The sequence below is a fragment of the Variovorax jilinensis genome, from assembly GCF_030316885.1.
Classification (GTDB): domain Bacteria; phylum Pseudomonadota; class Gammaproteobacteria; order Burkholderiales; family Burkholderiaceae_C; genus Variovorax; species Variovorax jilinensis.
Genome location: NZ_JASZYQ010000002.1, coordinates 305,744 through 326,194 on the forward strand (window position 1 = coordinate 305,744; position 20,451 = coordinate 326,194).

Annotated in this window: 23 protein-coding genes, 1 tRNA gene and 1 pseudogene; 14 read left to right on the forward strand and 11 right to left on the reverse strand. The window is 65.9% G+C overall.

Features of this window, described 5'->3' with window-relative positions; genetic code table 11:
- Positions 1-28: 28 nt before the first annotated feature.
- The 9 genes from QTH87_RS08525 to QTH87_RS08565 all read left to right on the forward strand — a co-directional run bounded on the left by QTH87_RS08525 (position 29) and on the right by QTH87_RS08565 (position 6,601).
- Positions 29-1,036, forward strand: coding sequence for a serine/threonine protein kinase (locus QTH87_RS08525; RefSeq protein WP_286608490.1), 1,008 nt, complete (start codon positions 29-31; stop codon positions 1,034-1,036).
- On the forward strand, positions 1,033-1,938 hold the full coding sequence (locus QTH87_RS08530; protein ID WP_286608491.1) for a PP2C family protein-serine/threonine phosphatase: 906 nt from the start codon (positions 1,033-1,035) through the stop codon (positions 1,936-1,938). The genes QTH87_RS08525 and QTH87_RS08530 overlap by 4 nt, the downstream gene beginning before the upstream one ends.
- Before the next feature lie 34 nt (positions 1,939-1,972).
- Positions 1,973-2,701, forward strand: a complete 729-nt coding sequence (gene rph, locus QTH87_RS08535) for a ribonuclease PH (protein ID WP_286608492.1) — start codon at positions 1,973-1,975, stop codon at positions 2,699-2,701.
- Positions 2,702-2,740: 39 nt separating this feature from the next.
- Positions 2,741-3,349, forward strand: a complete 609-nt coding sequence (rdgB, locus tag QTH87_RS08540) for an RdgB/HAM1 family non-canonical purine NTP pyrophosphatase (RefSeq protein WP_286608493.1) — start codon at positions 2,741-2,743, stop codon at positions 3,347-3,349.
- A gap of 5 nt (positions 3,350-3,354) precedes the next feature.
- The gene (gene hemW / locus QTH87_RS08545) at positions 3,355-4,605 is read left to right on the forward strand and encodes a radical SAM family heme chaperone HemW (protein ID WP_286609051.1); all 1,251 of its coding nucleotides are present in this window, start codon (positions 3,355-3,357) and stop codon (positions 4,603-4,605) included.
- 13 nt (positions 4,606-4,618) lie between these two features.
- Positions 4,619-5,314: a TetR/AcrR family transcriptional regulator gene (locus QTH87_RS08550; protein WP_286608494.1), complete on the forward strand. Its 696-nt coding sequence runs from the start codon at positions 4,619-4,621 to the stop codon at positions 5,312-5,314.
- Positions 5,315-5,385: 71 nt separating this feature from the next.
- Positions 5,386-5,473: transfer RNA gene (locus tag QTH87_RS08555), tRNA-Ser, on the forward strand.
- A 1-nt stretch (position 5,474) separates the two neighbouring features.
- Entirely contained in the window at positions 5,475-5,654 is a 180-nt protein-coding gene (locus QTH87_RS08560; RefSeq protein WP_286608495.1) for a hypothetical protein, read from the forward strand.
- A 236-nt stretch (positions 5,655-5,890) separates the two neighbouring features.
- Positions 5,891-6,601, forward strand: a complete 711-nt coding sequence (locus QTH87_RS08565) for an autoinducer binding domain-containing protein (RefSeq protein WP_286608496.1) — start codon at positions 5,891-5,893, stop codon at positions 6,599-6,601.
- Here QTH87_RS08565 and QTH87_RS08570 read toward each other — a convergent pair.
- The gene (locus tag QTH87_RS08570; protein ID WP_286608497.1) at positions 6,519-7,211 is read right to left on the reverse strand and encodes an acyl-homoserine-lactone synthase; all 693 of its coding nucleotides are present in this window, start codon (positions 7,209-7,211) and stop codon (positions 6,519-6,521) included. The genes QTH87_RS08565 and QTH87_RS08570 overlap by 83 nt on opposite strands.
- Positions 7,212-7,705: 494 nt before the next feature.
- Here QTH87_RS08570 and QTH87_RS08575 point away from each other — a divergent pair, with 494 nt between their 5' ends.
- Complete coding sequence (locus QTH87_RS08575; protein ID WP_286608498.1) at positions 7,706-9,040, forward strand: porin; 1,335 nt, start codon at positions 7,706-7,708, stop codon at positions 9,038-9,040.
- A 113-nt stretch (positions 9,041-9,153) separates the two neighbouring features.
- A pseudogene (locus tag QTH87_RS26190) lies at positions 9,154-9,381 on the forward strand (helix-turn-helix domain-containing protein); the annotation flags it as partial.
- 90 nt (positions 9,382-9,471) lie between these two features.
- On the opposite strand, the gene QTH87_RS08580 reads toward QTH87_RS26190, so the two are convergent.
- Complete coding sequence (locus QTH87_RS08580; RefSeq protein ID WP_286608499.1) at positions 9,472-10,500, reverse strand: AraC family transcriptional regulator; 1,029 nt, start codon at positions 10,498-10,500, stop codon at positions 9,472-9,474.
- Between the two features lie 199 nt (positions 10,501-10,699).
- On the reverse strand, positions 10,700-12,937 hold the full coding sequence (locus tag QTH87_RS08585; protein WP_286608500.1) for an NADP-dependent isocitrate dehydrogenase: 2,238 nt from the start codon (positions 12,935-12,937) through the stop codon (positions 10,700-10,702).
- Between the two features lie 355 nt (positions 12,938-13,292).
- On the opposite strand from QTH87_RS08585, the gene QTH87_RS08590 reads away from it, so the two are divergent.
- From QTH87_RS08590 to QTH87_RS08600, 3 genes are all read left to right on the forward strand, one after another.
- Positions 13,293-13,505 carry a hypothetical protein gene (locus QTH87_RS08590; protein WP_286608501.1) on the forward strand — a complete coding sequence of 71 codons (213 nt, stop codon included), beginning with the start codon at positions 13,293-13,295 and terminating at the stop codon, positions 13,503-13,505.
- An 86-nt stretch (positions 13,506-13,591) separates the two neighbouring features.
- Positions 13,592-13,834 (forward strand): hypothetical protein, encoded by a 243-nt coding sequence (locus QTH87_RS08595; protein WP_286608502.1) that lies wholly within the window; start codon positions 13,592-13,594, stop codon positions 13,832-13,834.
- Positions 13,835-13,989: 155 nt separating this feature from the next.
- A complete protein-coding gene (locus tag QTH87_RS08600) occupies positions 13,990-14,307 on the forward strand; it encodes a DUF4124 domain-containing protein (protein WP_286608503.1) in 318 nt (105 codons plus the stop codon).
- A 5-nt stretch (positions 14,308-14,312) separates the two neighbouring features.
- Here QTH87_RS08600 and QTH87_RS08605 read toward each other — a convergent pair whose 3' ends face one another.
- The 8 genes from QTH87_RS08605 to QTH87_RS08640 all read right to left on the reverse strand — a co-directional run bounded on the left by QTH87_RS08605 (position 14,313) and on the right by QTH87_RS08640 (position 20,427).
- The gene (locus QTH87_RS08605) at positions 14,313-15,029 is read right to left on the reverse strand and encodes a murein hydrolase activator EnvC family protein (RefSeq protein WP_286608504.1); all 717 of its coding nucleotides are present in this window, start codon (positions 15,027-15,029) and stop codon (positions 14,313-14,315) included.
- A gap of 76 nt (positions 15,030-15,105) precedes the next feature.
- Positions 15,106-15,654 (reverse strand): hypothetical protein, encoded by a 549-nt coding sequence (locus tag QTH87_RS08610; RefSeq protein WP_286608505.1) that lies wholly within the window; start codon positions 15,652-15,654, stop codon positions 15,106-15,108.
- Between the two features lie 94 nt (positions 15,655-15,748).
- Positions 15,749-15,940, reverse strand: coding sequence for a hypothetical protein (locus QTH87_RS08615; RefSeq protein ID WP_286608506.1), 192 nt, complete (start codon positions 15,938-15,940; stop codon positions 15,749-15,751).
- 195 nt (positions 15,941-16,135) lie between these two features.
- A complete protein-coding gene (locus tag QTH87_RS08620) occupies positions 16,136-17,125 on the reverse strand; it encodes an NAD(P)H-dependent flavin oxidoreductase (protein WP_286608507.1) in 990 nt (329 codons plus the stop codon).
- Between the two features lie 52 nt (positions 17,126-17,177).
- Positions 17,178-17,918 (reverse strand): SDR family oxidoreductase, encoded by a 741-nt coding sequence (locus QTH87_RS08625; RefSeq protein WP_286608508.1) that lies wholly within the window; start codon positions 17,916-17,918, stop codon positions 17,178-17,180.
- A 97-nt stretch (positions 17,919-18,015) separates the two neighbouring features.
- Entirely contained in the window at positions 18,016-18,612 is a 597-nt protein-coding gene (locus QTH87_RS08630; RefSeq protein WP_286608509.1) for a TetR/AcrR family transcriptional regulator, read from the reverse strand.
- A 218-nt stretch (positions 18,613-18,830) separates the two neighbouring features.
- A complete protein-coding gene (gene trhA, locus QTH87_RS08635) occupies positions 18,831-19,499 on the reverse strand; it encodes a PAQR family membrane homeostasis protein TrhA (protein WP_286608510.1) in 669 nt (222 codons plus the stop codon).
- A 16-nt stretch (positions 19,500-19,515) separates the two neighbouring features.
- Positions 19,516-20,427, reverse strand: a complete 912-nt coding sequence (locus QTH87_RS08640; RefSeq protein ID WP_286608511.1) for an SPFH domain-containing protein — start codon at positions 20,425-20,427, stop codon at positions 19,516-19,518.
- Between the last annotated feature and the right edge of the window lie 24 nt (positions 20,428-20,451).

Here is a 20,451-nt window from a genome sequence, read left to right on the forward strand (position 1 = left end):
CCCCGCCTTCGGGCGAAACTCCCGGATTATGTCAAAGGTCAAACCTTCGCCCCTGCTGCCTGACACGGTCATCGGCGGCTATCGCGTCGTCCGGCGGCTGTCCGCGGGCGGCTTCGGAGTCGTGTACCTGGCGGTCGACCACAGCGGGCAACAGGTGGCCATCAAGGAATACCTGCCCTCGTCGCTGGCCACCCGCGGCACCGGCGAGCTCGCGCCCCAGGTTTCGCCCGAGAAACTCTCGCTTTACCGGCTCGGCCTCAAGAGCTTCTTCGAGGAAGGGCGCTCGCTGGCCCAGATTTCGCATGCGTCGGTGGTCAGCGTGCTCAATTTCTTCCGCGAGAACGAAACCGTCTACATGGTCATGAACTACCTGGAGGGCGCGACCCTGCAGGACTTCATCGTCACGGCCCGCGACCTGAAAAAGCAGAAGGTGTTCAGGGAGTCGACGATCCGCTCGCTGTTCGACGAGATCCTGCGCGGCCTGCGCATCGTCCACCAGCACAAGATGCTGCACCTGGACATCAAGCCCGCCAACATCTTCGTTACCGACGACGACCGCGCCGTGATGATCGATTTCGGTGCCGCGCGCGAGGTGCTGTCCAAGGAAGGCAACTTCATCCGGCCGATGTACACGCCGGGCTTCGCGGCCCCCGAGATGTACCGGCGCGATTCGTCGATGGGCCCCTGGACCGACATCTACGCCATCGGCGCCTGCATCTACGCCTGCATGCAGGGCTACCCGCCCAACGATGCCCCGCAGCGCATCGAGAAGGACCGCCTCGGCCTGTCGCTGTCGCGCCTGCGCGGCGTGTATTCCGACAACCTGATCGAGGTGGTCGAGTGGTGCATGTCGCTCGATCCGCTGTCGCGGCCGCAATCGGTGTTCGCGCTGCAGAAGGAGCTCAGCCGCGAAGGCGAGCGCCGCTACACCAAGCTCACGGTCGGCGAGAAGGTCCGGCTGTCCATCGACAACATGCGTTCATTCGAAAAGAAGGGCCTGCCCAAAGCCGCAGCGCCCACCACCCGCCCCGCATGAAATTCTCCGTATTCCAAGTCAGCCGCAAGGGCGGCCGCCTCAAGAACGAAGACCGCATGGGCTACTGCTACACCCGCGAATCGGGCCTGTTCGTGCTGGCCGACGGCATGGGCGGTCATCCCGAGGGCGAAGTGGCGGCCCAGCTGGCCCTGCAGACGATCGCGGCGCTCTACCAGCGCGAGGCGCGGCCCATCGTCAAGGACGTGAAGGCCTTCCTCACCGCATCGGTGATGGCGGCGCACCAGCAGATCATGCGGTACGCAGGCAACAAGGCGATGCTCGACACGCCGCGCACCACGGTGGTCGCGGCGGTCATCCAGGGCAACACCGCCACCTGGATCCACTGCGGCGACTCGCGCCTCTACGTGATCCGCGACGGCGAGCTGCTCACGCGCACGCGCGACCATTCGCATGCCGAGCGGCCACGCGCGAACGCCGGTTCGGAGCCCGTCAACCGCAACCTGCTCCTGACCTGCCTCGGATCGCCCACCACGCCGCTGTTCGACGTCTCGGCGCCGCTGCTGCTGCAGCGCGGCGACCGCGTCATGCTGTGCTCCGATGGCGTCTGGGGCGTGCTCGACGACAGCGTCATCGTGCACATCCTGTCGTCGGGCAAGCCGGTCTCGGACTCGGCACCCGACCTGGCCGAGATGGCGCTGCGCAACGGCGGCACCCACAGCGACAACGTCACCCTGATCGCACTCGAATGGGAAACCCCCGACGAGCCCGGCCAGCAGCGCGGCGTGTCCACCGACAGCATCAGCGACGGCGTCTTCGCCTCGACCATCCAGGCCGGCATGCCTTCCGACAGCGAGCTCGACGATCTCGACGACGACGCCATCGAGCGCTCCATCGCCGAGATCAACGAAGCCATCAAGCGCTCGGCCGCCCGCAAGGCCTGAGCCTTCCAACTGCAGAATTCCCGATTTCCAAGCCATGACAGATTTCGTTCGAAGCGGCGGCCGTGCAGCCGACCAGCTGCGCCCGGTGCGCATCACCCGCGGTTTCACCATCCATGCCGAAGGCTCGGTGCTGATCGAGTTCGGCCAGACCCGCGTGCTGTGCACCGCCTCGGTCGAAGAGAAGGTGCCTCCGCACAAGCGCGGCAGCGGCGAAGGCTGGGTCACGGCCGAGTACGGCATGCTGCCGCGCGCCACCCACACGCGCAGCGACCGTGAAGCGGCCCGCGGCAAGCAGAGCGGCCGCACGCAGGAGATCCAGCGCCTGATCGGCCGCTCGATGCGCGCGGTCTTCAATCTCGCGGCGCTCGGCGAACGCACCATCCACCTCGACTGCGACGTGCTGCAGGCCGACGGCGGCACGCGCACTGCGGCGATCACGGGCGCCTTCGTGGCGGCTCAGGACGCGGTCAACAAGCTGCTCGCGGCCGGCAAGATCCAGGCGACGCCGATCCTCGGCCACGTGGCCGCCATCTCGGTCGGCATCGTGCAGCGCACGCCGCTGCTCGACCTCGAGTACGTCGAGGATTCCGCCTGCGATACCGACATGAACGTCGTCATGACCGGCGCCGGCCACTTCGTGGAAGTGCAGGGCACGGCCGAAGGGGCCGCCTTCTCGCGCGACGAGATGAACCAGCTGCTGGCCCTGGCCGAGAAGGGCATCGTTGAGCTGACCGCGCTGCAGACCCGGGCACTGGCCAGTTGAAGAGGTCGGCCCCGCGTCATTGCGCCCCCTGGCGATGAGATGAAACTGGTCCTCGCATCCAACAATGCCGGCAAGCTGGCCGAGCTGCAGGCGTTGTTCGCGCCGCTTGGCGTTGCGCTCGTGCGGCAGTCCGAACTCGGCGTCGGCGAGGCCGACGAGCCCTTCCGCACCTTCGTCGAGAACGCCCTCGCCAAGGCCCGTCATGCGGCCGCTGCCACCGGCCTGCCGGCGATCGCGGACGATGCGGGCTTGTGCGTCGAGGCCTTCGGCGGCCTGCCCGGCGTCGACACCGCCTACTACGCGACCCGGTTCGGCTATCCCAAGGGCGACGCGCACAACGTGCGCGCGCTGCTCGAGCAGATGCAGGGCCTGACCGACCGCCGCGCCGCGCTGGTCAGCACCCTGGTTGCGCTGCGCAGCGCCGACGACCCCGAGCCGCTGATCGCGGTCGGCCGCGCTCCCGGCGAGATCACGCGCGAGCCGATCGGCGACAACGGCTTCGGCTTCGACCCCGTCATGTTCCTGCCGCAGTTCGGCAAGACCTTCGCCCAGTTGCCCACCGACGTGAAGAACGCCAACAGCCACCGCGGCCAGGCCGCGCGCACGATGCTGGCGCTGATGCGCGAACGCTGGCCCTTGTTGTCGTGAGCATCGTGATTCCGATCGCCAGTGGCGCCCCGCAAGAGGCGGCCGCTGGCGCGGCCGACGCCAACGACGTGCTGCGGATGATGCGTCCGGGCCCGCTGCAGCTCAGCGCGCTGCCGCCGCTGTCGCTGTATGTGCACCTGCCGTGGTGCCTGCGCAAGTGCCCGTACTGCGACTTCAACTCGCATGAATGGCGCGCCGGCAGCACCGAAGACCTGCCCGAAGGCCGCTACATCGATGCGCTGGTGGCGGACCTCGACGCCGCACTGCCGCTGGTGTGGGGGCGCACGGTGCACACCATCTTCATCGGCGGCGGCACGCCGAGCCTGTTCTCGCCGCAAGCCATCGATCGCCTGATCGGCGACCTGCGCGCCCGCCTCCGGCTGGCGCCAGACTGCGAGATCAGCATGGAGGCCAATCCGGGCACCTTCGAGCGCGACCGCTTCCGCGCCTATCGCGCGGCGGGCGTCACGCGCCTGTCGGTGGGCGTGCAGAGCTTCGACGACGAACACCTGAAGGCCTTGGGCCGCGTGCACGATCGCGCCCAGGCCATCGCCGCGGTCGAAGAGGCCGCGGCCGCCTTCGATACCTTCAACATCGACCTGATGTATGCGCTGCCCGGCCAGACGCTGGCGGGGCTGGACGCCGACCTCGACCAGGCGCTGGCGTTGGCGCCGCCGCACCTGTCGGTCTACCACCTGACCATCGAGCCCAACACCTATTTCGCCAAGTTCCCGCCGCAGATTCCCGAGGACGATGCGGCATACGACATGCTCGACCGCATCACGGAACGCACTGCCGCGAGCGGCCTCCAGCGATACGAGATTTCGGCCTACGCCCGGCCAGGCCATGCCTGTGCACACAATCTCAACTATTGGCAGTTCGGCGATTACCTCGGGATCGGCGCCGGTGCCCACAGCAAATTGAGCTTTGCGCACCGCGTGGTGCGACAGGTGCGGTTCAGGGAGCCGCGGCGGTACATGGACAACGCGATCGCCGGCGTTGCCGTCGCCCAGAGCGACGAAGTCGGCATTGCGGCCTTGCCTTTCGAATACATGCTCAATGCCCTGCGACTCAAGGACGGTTTCCTGCTTGCCGACTTCGGCGAGCGTACCGGGCTGTCCATCACCTCGATCCAGCGCGGCCTGGAAGAGGCCGAGCGCAAGGGGTTGATTTCCAGAGACCTCGCCCGCGTCTGGCCGACGACGCGGGGCTTCGATTTTTTGAGCGACCTCCAGTCCATCTTCCTGCCGGACTGACGAGGACACTGCCATGGACCACAACGATTTCCATCCTCGCCCTGCGGAGACCGCCGACAACGACGGCTCCGGCACCAACCACATCAAGCGCCGCGCGCGCGGCCGTCCCAGTCCCGAACAGGCCGCAGCGCTGCGCGAATCCTTTCTCACCGCGGCGCTCGACTCCTTCCTCGAGAAGGGCTACTCGGCCACCAGCATCGAGGCCATCGCCCGCGAGGCCGGTGTCGCCAAGATCACGATCTATCGCCAGTTCGACAACAAGGAGGCGCTGTTTCGCGAGGTCGCCCACCGGGCCGTCAGTGCTGCCCGCGAGACCATGCAGAACGCGCTGGTGCATCCCGGCCCGGACGACCGGCAGGTGCTGATCGACCTGGTCGAGCGCCTCTATCTGAGCGCCAGCGAGCCCAAGACCCTTGCGCTGATGCGCCTGGTGATCGCCGAGGCGGTCCGCTTCCCGGAACTCGCCAAGGCGCTCTATACCGAGAACAGCTACGTGCTGGCGCCCGTGGTCGACTATCTCGCCGAGGCCAGCCGCGCCGGCCGCCTCCGAGTGGCCGACCCGCAAATGGCGGCAATCCAGCTGTCGACACTGGCCTTCGGCGGTGTGCGCTTCTTCATCTCGCGGCCGCTCGGTGGCGCCGAAGAGCGCCGTGTCTGGTCGGCAAGCATCGTCGATCTGGTGCTGCGCGGCTGGGCCCCCGAGTCGTAGCCAGCCGACCCGCGGTGCTCCGACTAAAATCGTCGGCCTGCCTCGCGACGTTGAAGCGAAGGCAGATCCCAGGAGAGTTGGGTGAGTGGTTTAAACCAGCAGTCTTGAAAACTGCCGACGTGAAAGCGTCCGTGAGTTCGAATCTCACACTCTCCGCCATGTGTCGATGTTCTCATCGGCGATCGGCCAGTTCGATATCCTCACCCGTCCCTGGACAAGGCCGCAGGCACCAAAGGCCGCGTGGCAAGATAGTTCCGTGTTCTTCAAATTCCTCCTGGCGCTGGTCGCCCTTTCGATCGTCGGCTACCTCGTCCTGTCCTGGTACCTGCTGGTCCGCTGAGGGCATCCGGCCGATGGCGCTGTGGTGTTCTCTCCGCTCGTCGGCGCCGATCTCATTGCAATGAGGCTGCGTGCGCTGTCTTTGCCTGCCCCGCCTTGGACGGCCGGCCGCAGGACCGGAAGCCTTCCGGGCGCAAGTCCGACCTTTCCGCAGTTCTGCCGGACGCAATTCGCTATCGGCGACGCTTGAGCGTACCCACACTCGGTCACTCGTCCACCGCTCACGAGGTCACCGAAATGAATGCCTGGGCCGCCGATCTCCTAGACGATCTCCGACACGTTAAAGGCGCCGAAGCAGTCTTCTCACGCATCGCCCGGTGCGCGCGACAGCTTGGCTTCGAGCGCTGCGCCTACGGCCTGCGCAGGCCGTTGCCCTTCAGCAATCCGCATCTTGAATGGGTCAGCGACTACGATCCGCGCTGGCAGGTGCGCTACGCCGAGGCAGGCTACCTGCGCGTGGACCCGACGGTCCGCCATGCCCTGCGATCGCATCGGCCTGTGGTCTGGAGCGATGCGCTGTTACCTGCGGCGCGGGCCTTGTGGGACGAGGCATGCGGCTTCGGTCTGCGCATTGGCTGGTCGCAGTCGCGCTTCGATGCCGACGGTTCGGTCGCGATGCTTTCCCTTGCGCGTGCGCACGAGTCTCTAGCGCATGCTGAACTTGCCGCCGGACAGCCTCAATGGCGCCTGCTCGTCGACATCGCACACGAGGCGCTGTCTGATGCGCTGACTGCCGGCGCCTGCCACGCCATCCCACCGCTGACGCGGCGCGAAATCGAGGTCCTCCGATGGACCGCCGATGGCAAGACCTCATGCGAGACCGGCGACATCCTGGGCGTCTCGGAAGACACCGCAGACTTTCACGTCAGGAACGCTGTTCGAAAGCTCGGTGTGAGCACGCGGGCATCGGCGGCCGCCCGTGCAGCGGTGCTGGGGCTGCTGCGCTGAGGCTTGCGCAACCCTCGCAAGCTACGCAACCCTGGCAACCCACACCAGCAGCGTTGGCGGGCACTTCGATCCAGCACGCGACCAGCATGCGACCGTCGACCCACACGGGCTCTGCCGCGCGGCAGGCCGTGAACCCGAGGTGCGCAAGGATCCGTTCCACGCCGATCGGCGACACGCTGATCAGGCGCTTCACGCCGTGCGCGGCCGCGCAGCGAAGCGCATTGCTCAACAGCGCAGGCGCCACCGCGGAGCCGAATGGCCGTACCGCCTGCCCGTCGACGAGGTCGAGATCGACCGTCGCGAAGCGCGACAACTCCCACACCTCGGGCGACCGCGGCATCGCCGCGTGTGCATGCAATTGCGGAAAGACTTCAGCCATCAGATAGGGCCGCTCGGTCGGCAGCAACCGGGCGATGCCGATCAACTCGCCGTCGTCACGCAGCGCGATGAGGTGCAGGGTGTCGTCGCGGTCGAACTGGTCGAACTCCAGGCCACTGCGTGCTTCGAGTGCCCAACCGAGGCGATCGACAAACACGCGGTGCCGGTAGCGGCCCACCCGCCGCAGCATTTCGGCAGGCAAGTCCCTGGTGGTTGCTGCAATGAATTGCATTTCGACATCTCCATTCCTTGAGAAACCGTGAATTGCAGCGCAATGAAGTGAATCTCATAACTACCCGAACGGCTAGGCGAAGGTAGATATCGCGCGATCTCGAGAATGAATATTGAGATGAGAAGACTGGTTCGTCGACTCATTGAGATTGAACGCATAAACGTTCGGAATTTTCCAATCTCATATACAGATAGTTCGTCAAAGTCACTCATTGCATGGCGCCTCGATCGCATGCCGATCTCTATCAGTGGGAGATCTTCATCCAGGATGCTTACCGGATGAATCAGCCAGTGACGCGCTCTCTGTCGCAATTCGCCAACGCAACTTCAGGTCTGAGTGGTTGACATTGCATAGTCATGGATTGAAGTTGCATGAATGACTCCAACTCGAATGAATCGCTCTGATGCAATAGCGACAACTTCCCAAAAGGAGGTTGGCCCGGGGCCCGAGCTAATCGCACCTGAGCCCTCTGTTTAACCTTGGAGAAACTTGCAATGAAAAAATCTCTAGTCGCCCTGGCCGCTCTGGCTGTCGTCGGCGTCGCCTCCGCCCAATCGTCGGTCACCCTCTTCGGTGTGGTCGATGCGGCCGTCAGCGGCTTCTCGAACAAGTCGAAAGACGCAAACCGTCCCACCCTGGAAAACCTGGGCTACCTTCAGGCACCGAGCGCGAAGGTCAAGCAGACCGTGCTGCGCAATTCGGGCTACAACTCGAGCCGTCTCGGCTTCCGTGGCGTCGAAGACCTCGGCGGCGGCCTCGCAGCCAGCTTCTGGCTCGAAGCTGCTTTGGGCAATGATGATGGCACCGCGGGTGGCAATGTCTCCAACTCGGGCTCGCTGAACGGCCTGTTCAATCGCCGATCGACCGTCAGCCTGTCCGGTGCATTCGGTGAGGTCCGCCTTGGTCGCGACTACACCCCCACCTTCTGGAACGACACCGTGTTCGATCCGTTCGGCACCAACGGCGTGGGTACCAACCTGATCTCGACCGCCAATGGCTACAACACCCCCGGCAGCGCCGCCAGCGGCTTCACGGCGAACAACAACTACGTTCGCGCCAGCAACTCGATCGGCTACTTCCTGCCTCCGAACCTCGGCGGGGTGTACGGCCAGTTCATGTATGCGTTCAACGAAAAGACGAGCTACGACCCGGGCGGCCTGACGCCTCCGGGCATCGGCGCCGTCGTCGCGAATCCGACCCTTGCCGACGTGGGCAGGAACGAGCGTGCTGGCCGCTACATCGGTGGCCGCGTCGGCTATGCCAGCGGTCCGCTGGACGTGGCGCTGGCCTACAGCCAGAGCACGATCTCCTCGAACTACTTCGGCGGTACCACCGACAACCTCAACACCTGGAACCTTGGGGCTTCGTATGACTTCGGCATGGTCAAGCTGTTCGGCGAATACTCGAAAGCAAAGCTGAAGCAAGACTCGTCGCTGGTCTTCATCCCGACGGACATCGATCCCTATGGTTTCCGTCAGCCCGGCGCCGCGGGATGGTTGCTCGGCGCCACGATGCCGGTCGGCCCTGGTCTGATCCGCGTGTCGTACTCCGCAGTCGACTACAAGAGGACGAGCGTCTGGAACGATCTGACCGGTTTCGCGCCGGAGCCGAAGGCCAACAAGTTTGCGCTTGGCTACGTGCACAACCTTTCGAAGCGTACGGCGCTGTACACCACGGTGGCCTACCTGAAGAACAAGAACGGCGCCGATCTCTCGGTGGGCGGCCCGGCGTTCTACACGAAGAACTCTGTGAACGGTCGCGGCGACGTCAGCGACATGCGCGCCAAGACCTCGACCGGCTACGACATCGGCATTCGCCATTCGTTCTGATCTGAGCCCTGACTCGAAATCGACCTAGTCGATCCTGAAGGCTGCCCGGCAATCGTCGGGCGGCCTTTTTCGTTTCATCGAGAAGGGGCTCGGCTGCCCGGCAAGAGACTTCCATGAGGGACCGCGAGATCCTTTTGATCCACGCGGCAGTTGCAACAGGGGCGTTGGTCGACCTCAACGGCCTGCGCATCTTCGCGTATGTCGCATCGCTCACGAGCTTCTCTTCGGCGGCCGATGCGCTTCGCATCCACAGGTCGAGCGCGAGCCGCAGCATCCAGCGGCTCGAAGCAGCGCTCGAGACGCCCTTGCTCGAACGCACGACGCGCAAGGTGCTCCTGACCGATCGCGGGCGCACGCTCAAGGAGGGTTGTGTCGACCTGCTGTCGCGGGTCAACGAGACGATGGGCTGGGCGACGCGCTGCCGCGTCCGATCAGTGCAGGCCGTTGCGCAGCGCCTGGCGCATCCTGGTCGGTGCGACCTGGTACCAGCACTTGAACTTGCGGCTGAAGTTCGTCGGATCGTTGTAGCCGAGCTGGCTTGCGATGGCCTCCATCGACAGTTCGGTGTGCTGCAGGTACCAGGCGGCGTGGGTCTTGCGCAGGTCGTCCTTGATGTCCGAATAGGTAGCGCCCGCGTCGGCGAGCCTGCGCACGAGGGTGCGTGGCGATACGCCGAGTTCGGGTGCGACGTCGCCGATCTCGGGGTTGGCCGTGAGCCGATCCAGCACGACCCTGCGGACGCGCTGCACGAAGTCGCCGTGGACACGCTCCGATTCCAGGCGCTGGCAGGCCTGTGCAGCGTCGATGCACGCCCGAGCATCTGCGGAGCCTGAGGCGGCACGAAGCAGCCCGGCCGGCAGACGGAAGCTCAGGCAGTCGCGATCGAATTCGACCCGCCTCACGTAGCGCAGGCACGGCACGTCGTTGCCGGCCGGGCGAGCGTAGGGAAGACCGACTTCGAGCTCGTCCACGGGTCGACCGAGGATCGCCTCGAGCAGACGGCAATGCGCGCCGAGGATCGACTGCATGACGAACACCTGCGTCTCGCACAGCGGCAGCGCCGGCCTGACATTGAGCGTGCTCCAGCGCGGACCGTTGTCGAGTTCGAAGTCGATGCCGCCGAAGATCAGGCGGGCGTGGCGGCTCAGCACCTGCAAGGCCTGGCCCAGGCTGTCGCTGGTGACGGCCGCGATGCCGACAGGGCTGTGGTACGGCTGCAGCATCGAGCCAGCCACGAGGCCCAGTGCGGGTTCGCCGCTGGACTGGATGGCATGGGCGACGAAGCGGCGGAATACCGCGAAATCGACCAGTTGCTGGTCGTCGTTGAGCGCCTGCCAGCTGAGGCCCGCGCTCTCGAGCACGCCGGCCGGGCGCACGCCGCGACTGTTCAGGCAGTCGAGCACGCTGCGAACGTAGACGGGGTGGGCAAAGGGAAGGGCGATATCGCCCGGGGAGCTCATGGCGCTGAAGAAACCGGTCGGAAAGACTGCGAGCAATCTACCGTCCGGCTCGGCCATGCCGGTCCTCAATGCGCGTGGGAAGCTTCTGCAATGAACGCGGGCCGGACGGGGCCCGCGTGTCCCGGGATCATGTCGGGCGGTTGCTGTCGACCGCCGGCGAACCGCTCTCGGACGAGGGCGGTCCGACTCGATCAGCAGCTCAGGCGGCTACCGAGGCCAGCGCGGCGTTGAATGTCGCGCTGGGCCGCATCACCGCAGCGGTCTTTGCCACGTCGGGCTTGAAGTAGCCGCCGATGTCGGCCGGCTGGCCCTGCACGTCCTTGAGCTCGCCGACGATCTTGTGCTCGTTCTCGGTCAGCGACTTGGCCAGCGGCGCGAAATGCGCCTGCAGTTCCTTGTCCTCGGTCTGTGCTGCAAGGGCCTGGGCCCAGTAGAGCGCGAGGTAGAAGTGGCTGCCGCGGTTGTCGAGCTCGCCGGTCTTGGTCGAAGGTCCCTTGTTGTTGTCGAGCAGCATGCCGGTGGCGGCGTCGAGCGTCTCGGCCAGCACCTTGGCCTTCTTGTTGCCGGTCTTCTGTCCGAGGTCCTCGAGCGAAACGGCCAGCGCCAGGAATTCGCCGAGCGAATCCCAGCGCAGGTGGTTCTCCTCGACCAGTTGCTTGACGTGCTTGGGTGCCGAGCCGCCCGCGCCGGTCTCGAACATCGCGCCGCCGGCCATCAGCGGCACGATCGACAGCATCTTGGCGCTGGTGCCGAGTTCCATGATCGGGAACAGGTCGGTCAGGTAGTCGCGCAGGATGTTGCCGGTGACCGAGATGGTGTCCTTGCCGCGGATCACGCGCTCGAGCGTGTAGCGCATGGCGCGCACCTGCGACATGATCTGGATGTCGAGGCCCTTGGTGTCGTGGTCCTTCAGGTAGGCATTGACCTTCTTGATGAGCTCGGCCTCGTGCGGACGGTATTCGTCGAGCCAGAACACGGCAGGCATGCCCGACAGGCGCGCGCGGTTCACGGCCAGCTTGACCCAGTCGCGGATCGCCGCGTCCTTGACCTGGCACATGCGCCAGATGTCGCCGGTCTCGACGTTCTGCTCGAGCAGCACTTCGCCGGTGGCGATGTCGACGATGCGGGCCACGCCGTCTTCGGGGATCTCGAAGGTCTTGTCGTGCGAGCCGTACTCCTCGGCCTTCTGCGCCATCAGGCCGACGTTCGGCACGGTGCCCATCGTGACCGGATTGAAGGCGCCGTTGGTCTTGCAGAAGTTGATCATCTCCTGGTAGATGCGGGCGAAGGTGCTCTCGGGCATCACGGCCTTGGTGTCCTTCGGACGGCCGTCCGGACCCCACATCTTGCCGCCCAGGCGGATCATCGCCGGCATCGAGGCGTCGACGATCACGTCGTTGGGCGCATGCAGATTGGTGATGCCCTTGGCCGAGTCGACCATGGCTAGTTCGGGGCGGTGCTCGTGGCAGGCGTGCAGGTCCTTGACGATCTGGTCGCGCTGCGAGGTCGGCAGGTCGGCGATCTTGTCGTAGACGCTCGACAGGCCGTTGTTGACATTGACGCCGAGTTCCTCGAAGAGCTTGCCGTGCTTGGCGAAGGCATCCTTGTAGAAGACCTTGACCGCGTGGCCGAAGACGATCGGATGCGAGACCTTCATCATGGTCGCCTTGACGTGCAGCGAGAACATGACGCCGGTTTCGCGCGCGTCTTCCATCTCGTCTTCGTAGAACTTGAGCAAGGCCTTCTTGCTCATGAACATGCTGTCGATGATCTCTGCCTCGAGCAGCGCCACCTTCTTCTTCAGCACGATCGTCTTGCCGCTCTTGGTGACCAGGTCCATCTGGACGTCGCGTGCCTTGGTCAGCGTCATGCTCTTCTCGCCGGCGTAGAAGTCGCCGCCGTGCATGTGCGAGACGTGCGTCCGCGAAGCCGGGCTCCACTTGCTCATCGAGTGAGGATTCTTGCGCGCGCTGCGCTTGACGGCCGCCGGCGCACGACGGTCGGAATTGCCTTCGCGCAGCACCGGGTTGACCGCGCTGCCGAGCGCCTTCGAATAGCGCGCGAGCACGGCCTTGTCCTCGTCCGTCTTCGGGTTCTCGGGAAAGTCGGGCAGCTTGTAGCCGCGGCTCTGCAGTTCACGGATCGCGGCCTGCAACTGGGGCACCGAGGCACTGATGTTCGGCAGCTTGATGATGTTGGTGTCGGGCGACTGCGTCAGGCGGCCGAGTTCGCCGAGGTTGTCCGGCACCTGCTGCTCGGGCGTCAGCACATCGGGGAATTCCGCCAGGATGCGGGCTGCCACGGAGATGTCGCTGGTCGCCACCTCGATGCCGGCGGGCGCGGCGAAGGTCTGAATGACGGGCAGCAGTGAGGCGGTCGCCAGCAAGGGGGCCTCGTCCGTGAGGGTGTAGATGATCTTCGATTTTCCGGATGCCATTGGTTTTCTCCAGTGCGCTAAAAAGGTGCATGTGCTGCCCGCAACGGGCAAGCGGGTCCGCTGGTGCGAAGCCCGACCCGTCGAGTCTACGTTCACTCGCGATAGGCGGCGGCCGGGCGGGGTCGCGCACGGCATGTCGGGGCGGGATTCGGTGATGACAAAGGCTACCGGCGCACTGCCTGTGAAGCCGCTGCCGTGCCTGATCGCCTGCGATGGGATGGTTACAACAAGTAACGATAAATCGATTAGCGAATAACGTTCTGGTGCCGGGAGCGCATTTTCCCTGTGTACTTAAGTACCGATTTCGTCCATTATTGCGGTCCATTAGGCAATTGCCGCAACCGGGCCGACCTCAATGGACGCACCAATCCCTGCAGACAATCCCGCATTCCGTCGCTGGACCGAAGTCACGGACGCTTTCGCGCGTGAATTCCAGAGCCTGCAATCCGGAAACAAGGCGGCATTGGCGGAGGTGCGAAGGCTCTCGGGCGAGTTGCAGCGCATCGGCAAGGAAATGGGACAGGACGTGCGGCACATCCCCACGGCGGGGGTCGACGCCGCGAAGTGACAGCGCTTTATTCAGAGTTTTCTCACTGACGCGCGAGACGCGCGTTCCTAGACTTGTGCGCTTCCTGTCCTCCTGATTCCGAATCCATGACTGCAGCCACGCTCGGCAACGAGCCGCCCTTCGAATCGACGCTGACCACACCATCGCCCGCACGTGATCTCGCGTGTACCGGCGCGGTCCATCGCATCATGGGTCGCATCGACCATTACCTTCGGTGTGAAACACGCGAAGACGCGCACGACGGCGTACGGCTTATTGCGCGCCGGCAACTCGAAGCCGTGCTGGTTCAGGAACTCGTGAGCGCGCGATTGATGGGCGTCCGAATTTAGAACTCGGCGTTTACGCGCTAAGAGATAAGTTTTCAATTCGGTGCCGCTCGGCACGCCGCTCAGGACCTTTGTCACAAAGCGGCCGACTTCGTGTTCCAAAGCCTTTCGGTCGTGCCGCGGCGCCCCTAGCATCGCGCCAACACTGAAAGCAAACCATGCCGGATTCCATTTCCCGATCGATGCGCGTGCTGGTCCTGTTGTCGCTCGGCGTGACCAGCCTGATGGCAAACGCCGAGATCCGCCGCTGCAAGGACGAGAACGGTCAGACCGTGATTTCGGATCGCCCCTGCGGTGCGGCCTTCCAGGGTCAGGGACCGCAACGCGATGCCTCTGGCGTTGCGGCGGTGGACCGCATGGCGGTGCCCGACATGCGCGTCGGCAGCGCGCGCCAGGGCAGCGGCCAGTACGACTTCATTCCGGGCCGCGACAGCCGCTCGGTGCAGCGCATCTCGGACAACAGCGCGACCCGCTGAGTGCGTCAGGGTGCCGGCGCGGCGCCCTGCGACCCGAGGTAGGGCATCGGATCGACCGCCTGCCCGGCGCGCCGCACCTCGAAGTGCAGCTTTGTGGCGTTGCTGTCGCTGTTGCCCATCTCGGCGATCTTCTGGCCGGCCTTGACGTTCTCGTTTTCCTTCACGAGCAGCTTGCGGTTGTGCGCGTAGGCGGTGAGCAGGTTGTCGCCGTGCCTGAGCATCACGAGGTTGCCGTAGCCGCGCATGGTCGAGCCCGCGAAGACGACCCGTCCGGCGCTTGCCGCCAGCACCGGATCGCCGGGCCGGCCCGCGATGTCGATGCCCTTGTTGCTGGCGCCGTCGAAGCGTGCCGTGACCGTACCGCTCGCAGGCCACACGAAGGTGCCGGCCAGTGCGCCGGCAGCGGGTGCCGGCTTGCCGGGCGATGCGCGCGGGGCCTTCGAAGCCGACTTGGGCGCCTTGTCCTTGCCGGCCTTGGCGCCATCGGCCTTGGTGCCCGGCGTCGTCGACGGCGGGCGCGACGATGGCGAGCCCGAAGCGCTGCCCTGGCTGGGTACGGACCGCGATCCGGTGCCGGCCTTGGAAGTGGATTGCGAACCCGGCGCGGGCTTGGTGGCAGTGCCGCAGGCGATCAGCGCGGCACTCAGGAGGCTCGCGGCAGCGAAGCGCGTGGCCGTGAGGAGGAGGGTGGAAGGATGGAAGGATGTCTTGACTTGATCCATGGGCGTTCGGGGACTGCAGTGCCGATGATGCCTGTCATCGGCATCGCTATCGGCGCAGGGTCCGACATTTCCGAGGTCAGCCGGCCGCGGCCTTCGCACGCGAGGGATACCAGTTCGTGAACTTGAATGCAGCGACCAGCGCGGCGACGGTGATCAGGATGCCGAAGGACATCGGCACCGCGGGCAGATAGAGCATGAGCAGGTCGGCCAGCACCAGCACCGCGAAAGCGAGCGCCCAGGCCGCCGTGATGACATAGTTGGTGCGCAGGAAGCGCGGGCTCTGCCAGACCTCGGGCGCGACCCGCTCGCGGGCGTACTGGAGCGTGAAGGGCATGCGCAGCGCCATCGACGCCAGCACGATCGCCAGCAGGCCGGCATCGACACGCAGCCGCACGCCGAGCACCGACCATGCCGGATCGGCCAGGTAGGCATAGAGCGCCATGCCCGCGAACAGGATCAAGGTGCCGATCTCGAGGATCTTGGGCGAGCGGTCCGGGCTCAGCCAGTCGCGCAGCAGCAGTCCGGCCGAAACGATGGCGCCGGCAACGAGCCCGGCGCCCGAACCGGCAAGACGGTCGACGAGCGCGAAGACGATGAACGGCGCGAAGGCCAGCAGCATTCCCATGACTTGTCCTCCGAGGTCGCAACAACGGCATGGTACGAAGCCTGGGCCTTTGCGTCAGCCCCGCGATCGAACACCGCGGCGCGTTGCGGCCGGACTACCACTCGCCGATTTCGCGCAGGCGCTGGTCGGGGTCGAGCCGCTCGAGGCGTTCTTGCACCCGGCGCTCCTGGCGCCTGTCGGCACCGACAAGGCGGCCCAGATTGCGGCGCAGGGCCTCGGCAATGGCATGGCGTGCCGTGGGCTTCGGCGTGCGACCGGCGCGGATCGAGCGGATGCGGCTGTTCATGGTCATTTCCTCGGGCTGTGCACGCATCATGCGCAGCGAATGCGTCGCCGGGATGACCGTTCGTGCCCGACGCGCGAAGTTGGCGGCCGTATCGTGCAATCCGCACGCATGTCGCAGCTTGGCGTTGCGCGTCGGCGACAGCGGGCAGCTCTTGCGAAATCGGGGCGCCCTGGGATCCGGGGTGGCCTGACAGGCTCAGGCGCGGACCGGCTGTCCCAGCATGCCGGCCAGCCGCGCCGTGATCAGGTCGTGGGCCTGGCCCATGATGCGGTCGATCAGCTCCTGCACGCTCGGCACGTCGTGGATCAGCCCGGCCACCATGCCGCAGCTCCAGGCGCCGGCGTCCATGTCGCCTTCGATCATCACGCGGGGATAGACGCCCGCCACCTGGTCGTAGACATCGCTGATCTGCAGCGCCGCGCCCTTCTCGCGCTCGATCTCGAGGATGCGCTCGACGCCCGCGTTGTTGAGCACGCGCTCGGTGTTTCTCAGCGGCCGCATCACGAGGCGGGTGTCGAGCTCGCTGGCCTTCACGATCGCCTGCTTGACGTTGTCGTGCACCGGCGCTTCCTTGGTGGCGATGAAGCGGGTGCCCATGTTCATGCCGTCGGCGCCCAGCGCCAGCGCCGCCACCAGGCTGCGACCGTCGGCCATGCCGCCCGAGGCCACGAAGGGGATGCGCAGCTCTTCGGCCGCGCGCGGCAGCAGGATCATGTTGGGCAGGTCGTCTTCGCCGGGATGGCCGCCGCATTCGAAGCCGTCGACGCTGACCGCGTCGCAGCCGATCGCCTCGGCCTTGAGCGCATGGCGCACCGAGGTGCACTTGTGGATCACCTTCATGCCCGCGGCCTTGAGCGCAGGCATGTAGGCCTCGGGGCTGCGCCCGGCGGTCTCCACCACGCGGACGCCGCCTTCGGCGATGGCCGCGATGTATTCGGGATAGGGCGGCGCAGAGAAGGTCGGGAGAAAGGTGAGGTTGACGCCGAAGGGCTTGTCGGTCATCTCGCGGCAGCGCGCGATCTCCTTGGCGAGCAGCGCCGGCGTCTTCTGGGTGAGGCCGGTGATCAGCCCGAGTCCGCCGGCGTTCGACACCGCGGCCGCCAGCTCGGCAAAGCCGACGTAGTGCATGCCGCCCTGGATGATCGGGTGCTCGATGCCGAAGAGTTCCGTGATGCGTGTCTTCATCTGATGTCTCGTTCTTGTCTCGTTGTGGAAGATGCGAATGGCGCGCAGGAGCCTACCAGCGTTCCATGTAAGGCCGCAGGTCGAGCTCGAAAGTCCAGGCGTCGCGCGGCTGCGTGTGCAGGTGCCAGTAGTTGTCGGCGATGTGCTCGGGCTTCAGGATGCCGTCCTGCTCCTTGAGCGCATAGCGTTCGGGGAAGCTGGTGCGGATGAACTCGGTGTCGATCGCGCCGTCGACCACCACATGCGCCACGTGGATGTTGCGCGGGCCCAGCTCGCGCGCCATGCTCTGCGCCAGTGCGCGCAGCGCATGCTTGGCGCCCGCGAAGGCGGCGAAGTTGGCCGAGCCGCGCAGGCCCGCGGTGGCGCCGGTGAACAGGATGCTGCCGCGTCCGCGCGTCACCATGCGCTTGGCGACCTCGCGGCCGTTGAGAAAGGCGCTGAAGCAGGCCATCTCCCAGATCTTGAAATACTTGCGCGCGGTTTCCTCGAGGATGCTGCACGGCACGTTGGCGCCGATGTTGAACACCATCACCTCGATCGGGCCGTGCTCGCGCTCGACCTGCTCGATCAGTGCGATCACGTCGTCTTCCTTCCGGGCGTCGCTGCTGTAGCCGAAGGCCTGGCCGCCGGCCGCTCGGATCGCGTCCACCGTGGGCTGCAGCTTGTCGGCCGAACGCCGCGTGAGGCAGGCGATGTAGCCTTCCCTTGCGAAACGCGCCGCGATGGCACCGCCGGTTGCGTCGCCGGCGCCGATCACGAGCGCGACCCTTGCCTGTTCCTTCGTCTGCGCCATGGTGTCTCCTTTGATTGATGAGTGTTCGTCCGGCCAAACGGACGTTGGCCAATGAGGTGTGCGGTGTCAAGCACCGCGGCGTTGCGCGCCCGTGGCTTCAGGCCTTCCTTCGGCTCGGCGAGGTCGAGCAGGGATGCTCGAGCGCGTGAGCCCGGTCGATGAAGCGGCGGCTGGCGGCCAGCAGTTCCTTGCGCGTCTTGTCGCTCTCGACCGAGCGCGCGAGCACGACCGCGCCCACGCATTGCGCGATCAGTGCCCAGGCAGCGTCGGAGTCGCCGATGCGATCGCTCCAGTTCTTCTGCGTGCGCTTGAGGCTGGCTTCGACCGCGCGGCGGACCTCGGGGCCGGCGCGCGCGATCTCGGGGCCGAGCGCCGTGAGCGCGCAGCCCTTGTCGGGGTTCTCGACGTGGAAGCTGCTGAGGTAGCCGCGCAGGCAGCGCGCCACGTGATCGGCCGGGGAGTCCTCGTTGCCGGCCAGCATGTCGGCGCTGTTGTCGACCTCTTCGCTGATCAGCGCCTCGAACAGCGCCTGCTTCGAAGGGAAGTGGCTGTAGAACGCGCCGCCCGTCATGCCGATGGCGCCCATCAGCGCATCGACGCCGGTGGCCTCGAAGCCGCCGCTCTTGGCGATCGCACGGCTGCTGGCCAGTAGCTTTTCTCGGACTTCCTGCTTGTGGGTACTGGCGTAGCGCATTGGGTGTCGGGTAGAGCTTGCTGTCAGGCGAAAACGATAGCATGACTTTCGTTAACTTAACGATCGTTCGTCAAATAGTCGAAGATTCGCGAGGAGTTTGGCGCACCAGGCGCCTCGCGAGAAACGATCGGGGGGGAGATTGGATGGCGGGGCGTCGGGCTCGCCGCCATCCTGCAGGCCGCCATCCTGCAGACACAGGGCCGGGCGGCTTGCCGCGCTCAGCCGTGCGAGTGCCAGAGCGCCGCGAAGAAGTGGCAGGCGCTGCCCGCCAGCACGAACAGGTGCCAGACGAAGTGGCCGAAGCGCAGGCGGGAGTCGAAGAGGAACACCACCGCGCCGGCCGTGTAGGCCAGCCCGCCCGCGATCAGCCACGCGAGGCCAGCCGACGACATGCGCTCGTAGAGCGGCACCGCGGCCGCCACGGCCATCCAGCCCATCGCCACGTAGAGGCCGGTCGACCACAGCGGATGGCGCAGCCGGTTGAAAAGCTTGGCGCCGACGCCGATGGCCGCCACGCACCAGATCGCGCCGAACAGCGTCCAGCCCCACGGGCCCTGCAACACGCCGAACAGGAAGGGCATGTAGCTGCCCGCGATGAACAGGAAGATCGCGGCATGGTCGATGCGGTTGAACCAGGCCTTGGCGCGGCCAAGCGGCAGCGCGTGGTAGAGCGTCGAGACCGCGTACAGCAGGATCATCGTGCCCGCGAAGAGGCTGGCCGCCACCACCGCCGAGGCGCCCGCGTCCTTCTGGGTTGCGCTGTAGACCAGGATCGGCAGGGATGCGATCGCGAGCAGCAGGCCGAGGCCGTGGCTCAGCGAATTGAGCAGTTCCTCGACGGGGGTCTGGTCGCGCTCCGCGACGCGTGCGGCGGTCTTCGGCTTCATGGCGGTCTCCCTGGGTTCAGCTGGCGGGTCCCTTGACCATCGTCATCGCCGAGGTGATCAGCGTCGACACTTCGGTCATGTTGCTGGGCACGATCAAGGTGGTCTTGGCCTTGTCTGCCACCTTGCCGTAGGCCTGCAATGCTTCTTCGGCGACCTTGAGCTGCACGGCCGAGTGGCCGCCGGGCTCCTGGATCGCCTGGGCAATGCGCGAGATCGCTCCGGCCGTGGCCTCGGCCACCGCGCCGATCGCGGCAGCCTCGCCCTGCGCCTTGTTGACCACGGCCTGCTTCTCGCCCTCGGAACGCGCGATCGCGGCCTCGCGCTCGCCGGTCGCGATGTTGATCTGCTCCTGGCGCCGGCCTTCCGAGGCTGCGATCAGCGCCCGCTTCTCGCGCTCGGCCGTGATCTGCGACTGCATCGCATGCAGGATTTCCTTCGGCGGCGTGAGGTCCTTGATCTCGTAGCGCAGCACCTTGACGCCCCAGTTGAGCGCGGCCTCGTCGATCGCGGACACCACCTGGGCGTTGATGATGTCGCGCTCCTCGAAGGTCTTGTCGAGCTCGAGCTTGCCGATCACGCTGCGCAGCGAGGTCTGGGCCAGCTGCGTGACGGCCGTGATGTAGTTGGACGAGCCGTAGCTCGCGCGCATCGGGTCGGTGACCTGGAAGTACAGGATGCCGTCGACCGTGAGCTGGGTGTTGTCGCGCGTGATGCAGACCTGGCTCGGCACGTCCAGGGGCACTTCCTTCAGGCTATGCCGGTAGGCCACGCGATCGATGAAGGGCACCAGGAAGTTGGCACCGGGCAGCAGCGTCGCATGGTACTTGCCCATGCGCTCGACCACCCACGCGTGCTGCTGGGGAACGAACTTGACCGCGCGGGCGACGAACAGGATCGCGACGACGAGGATGACCAACGAGATTTCCATGAGCGCTTTCAGAGGAAGGAAAAG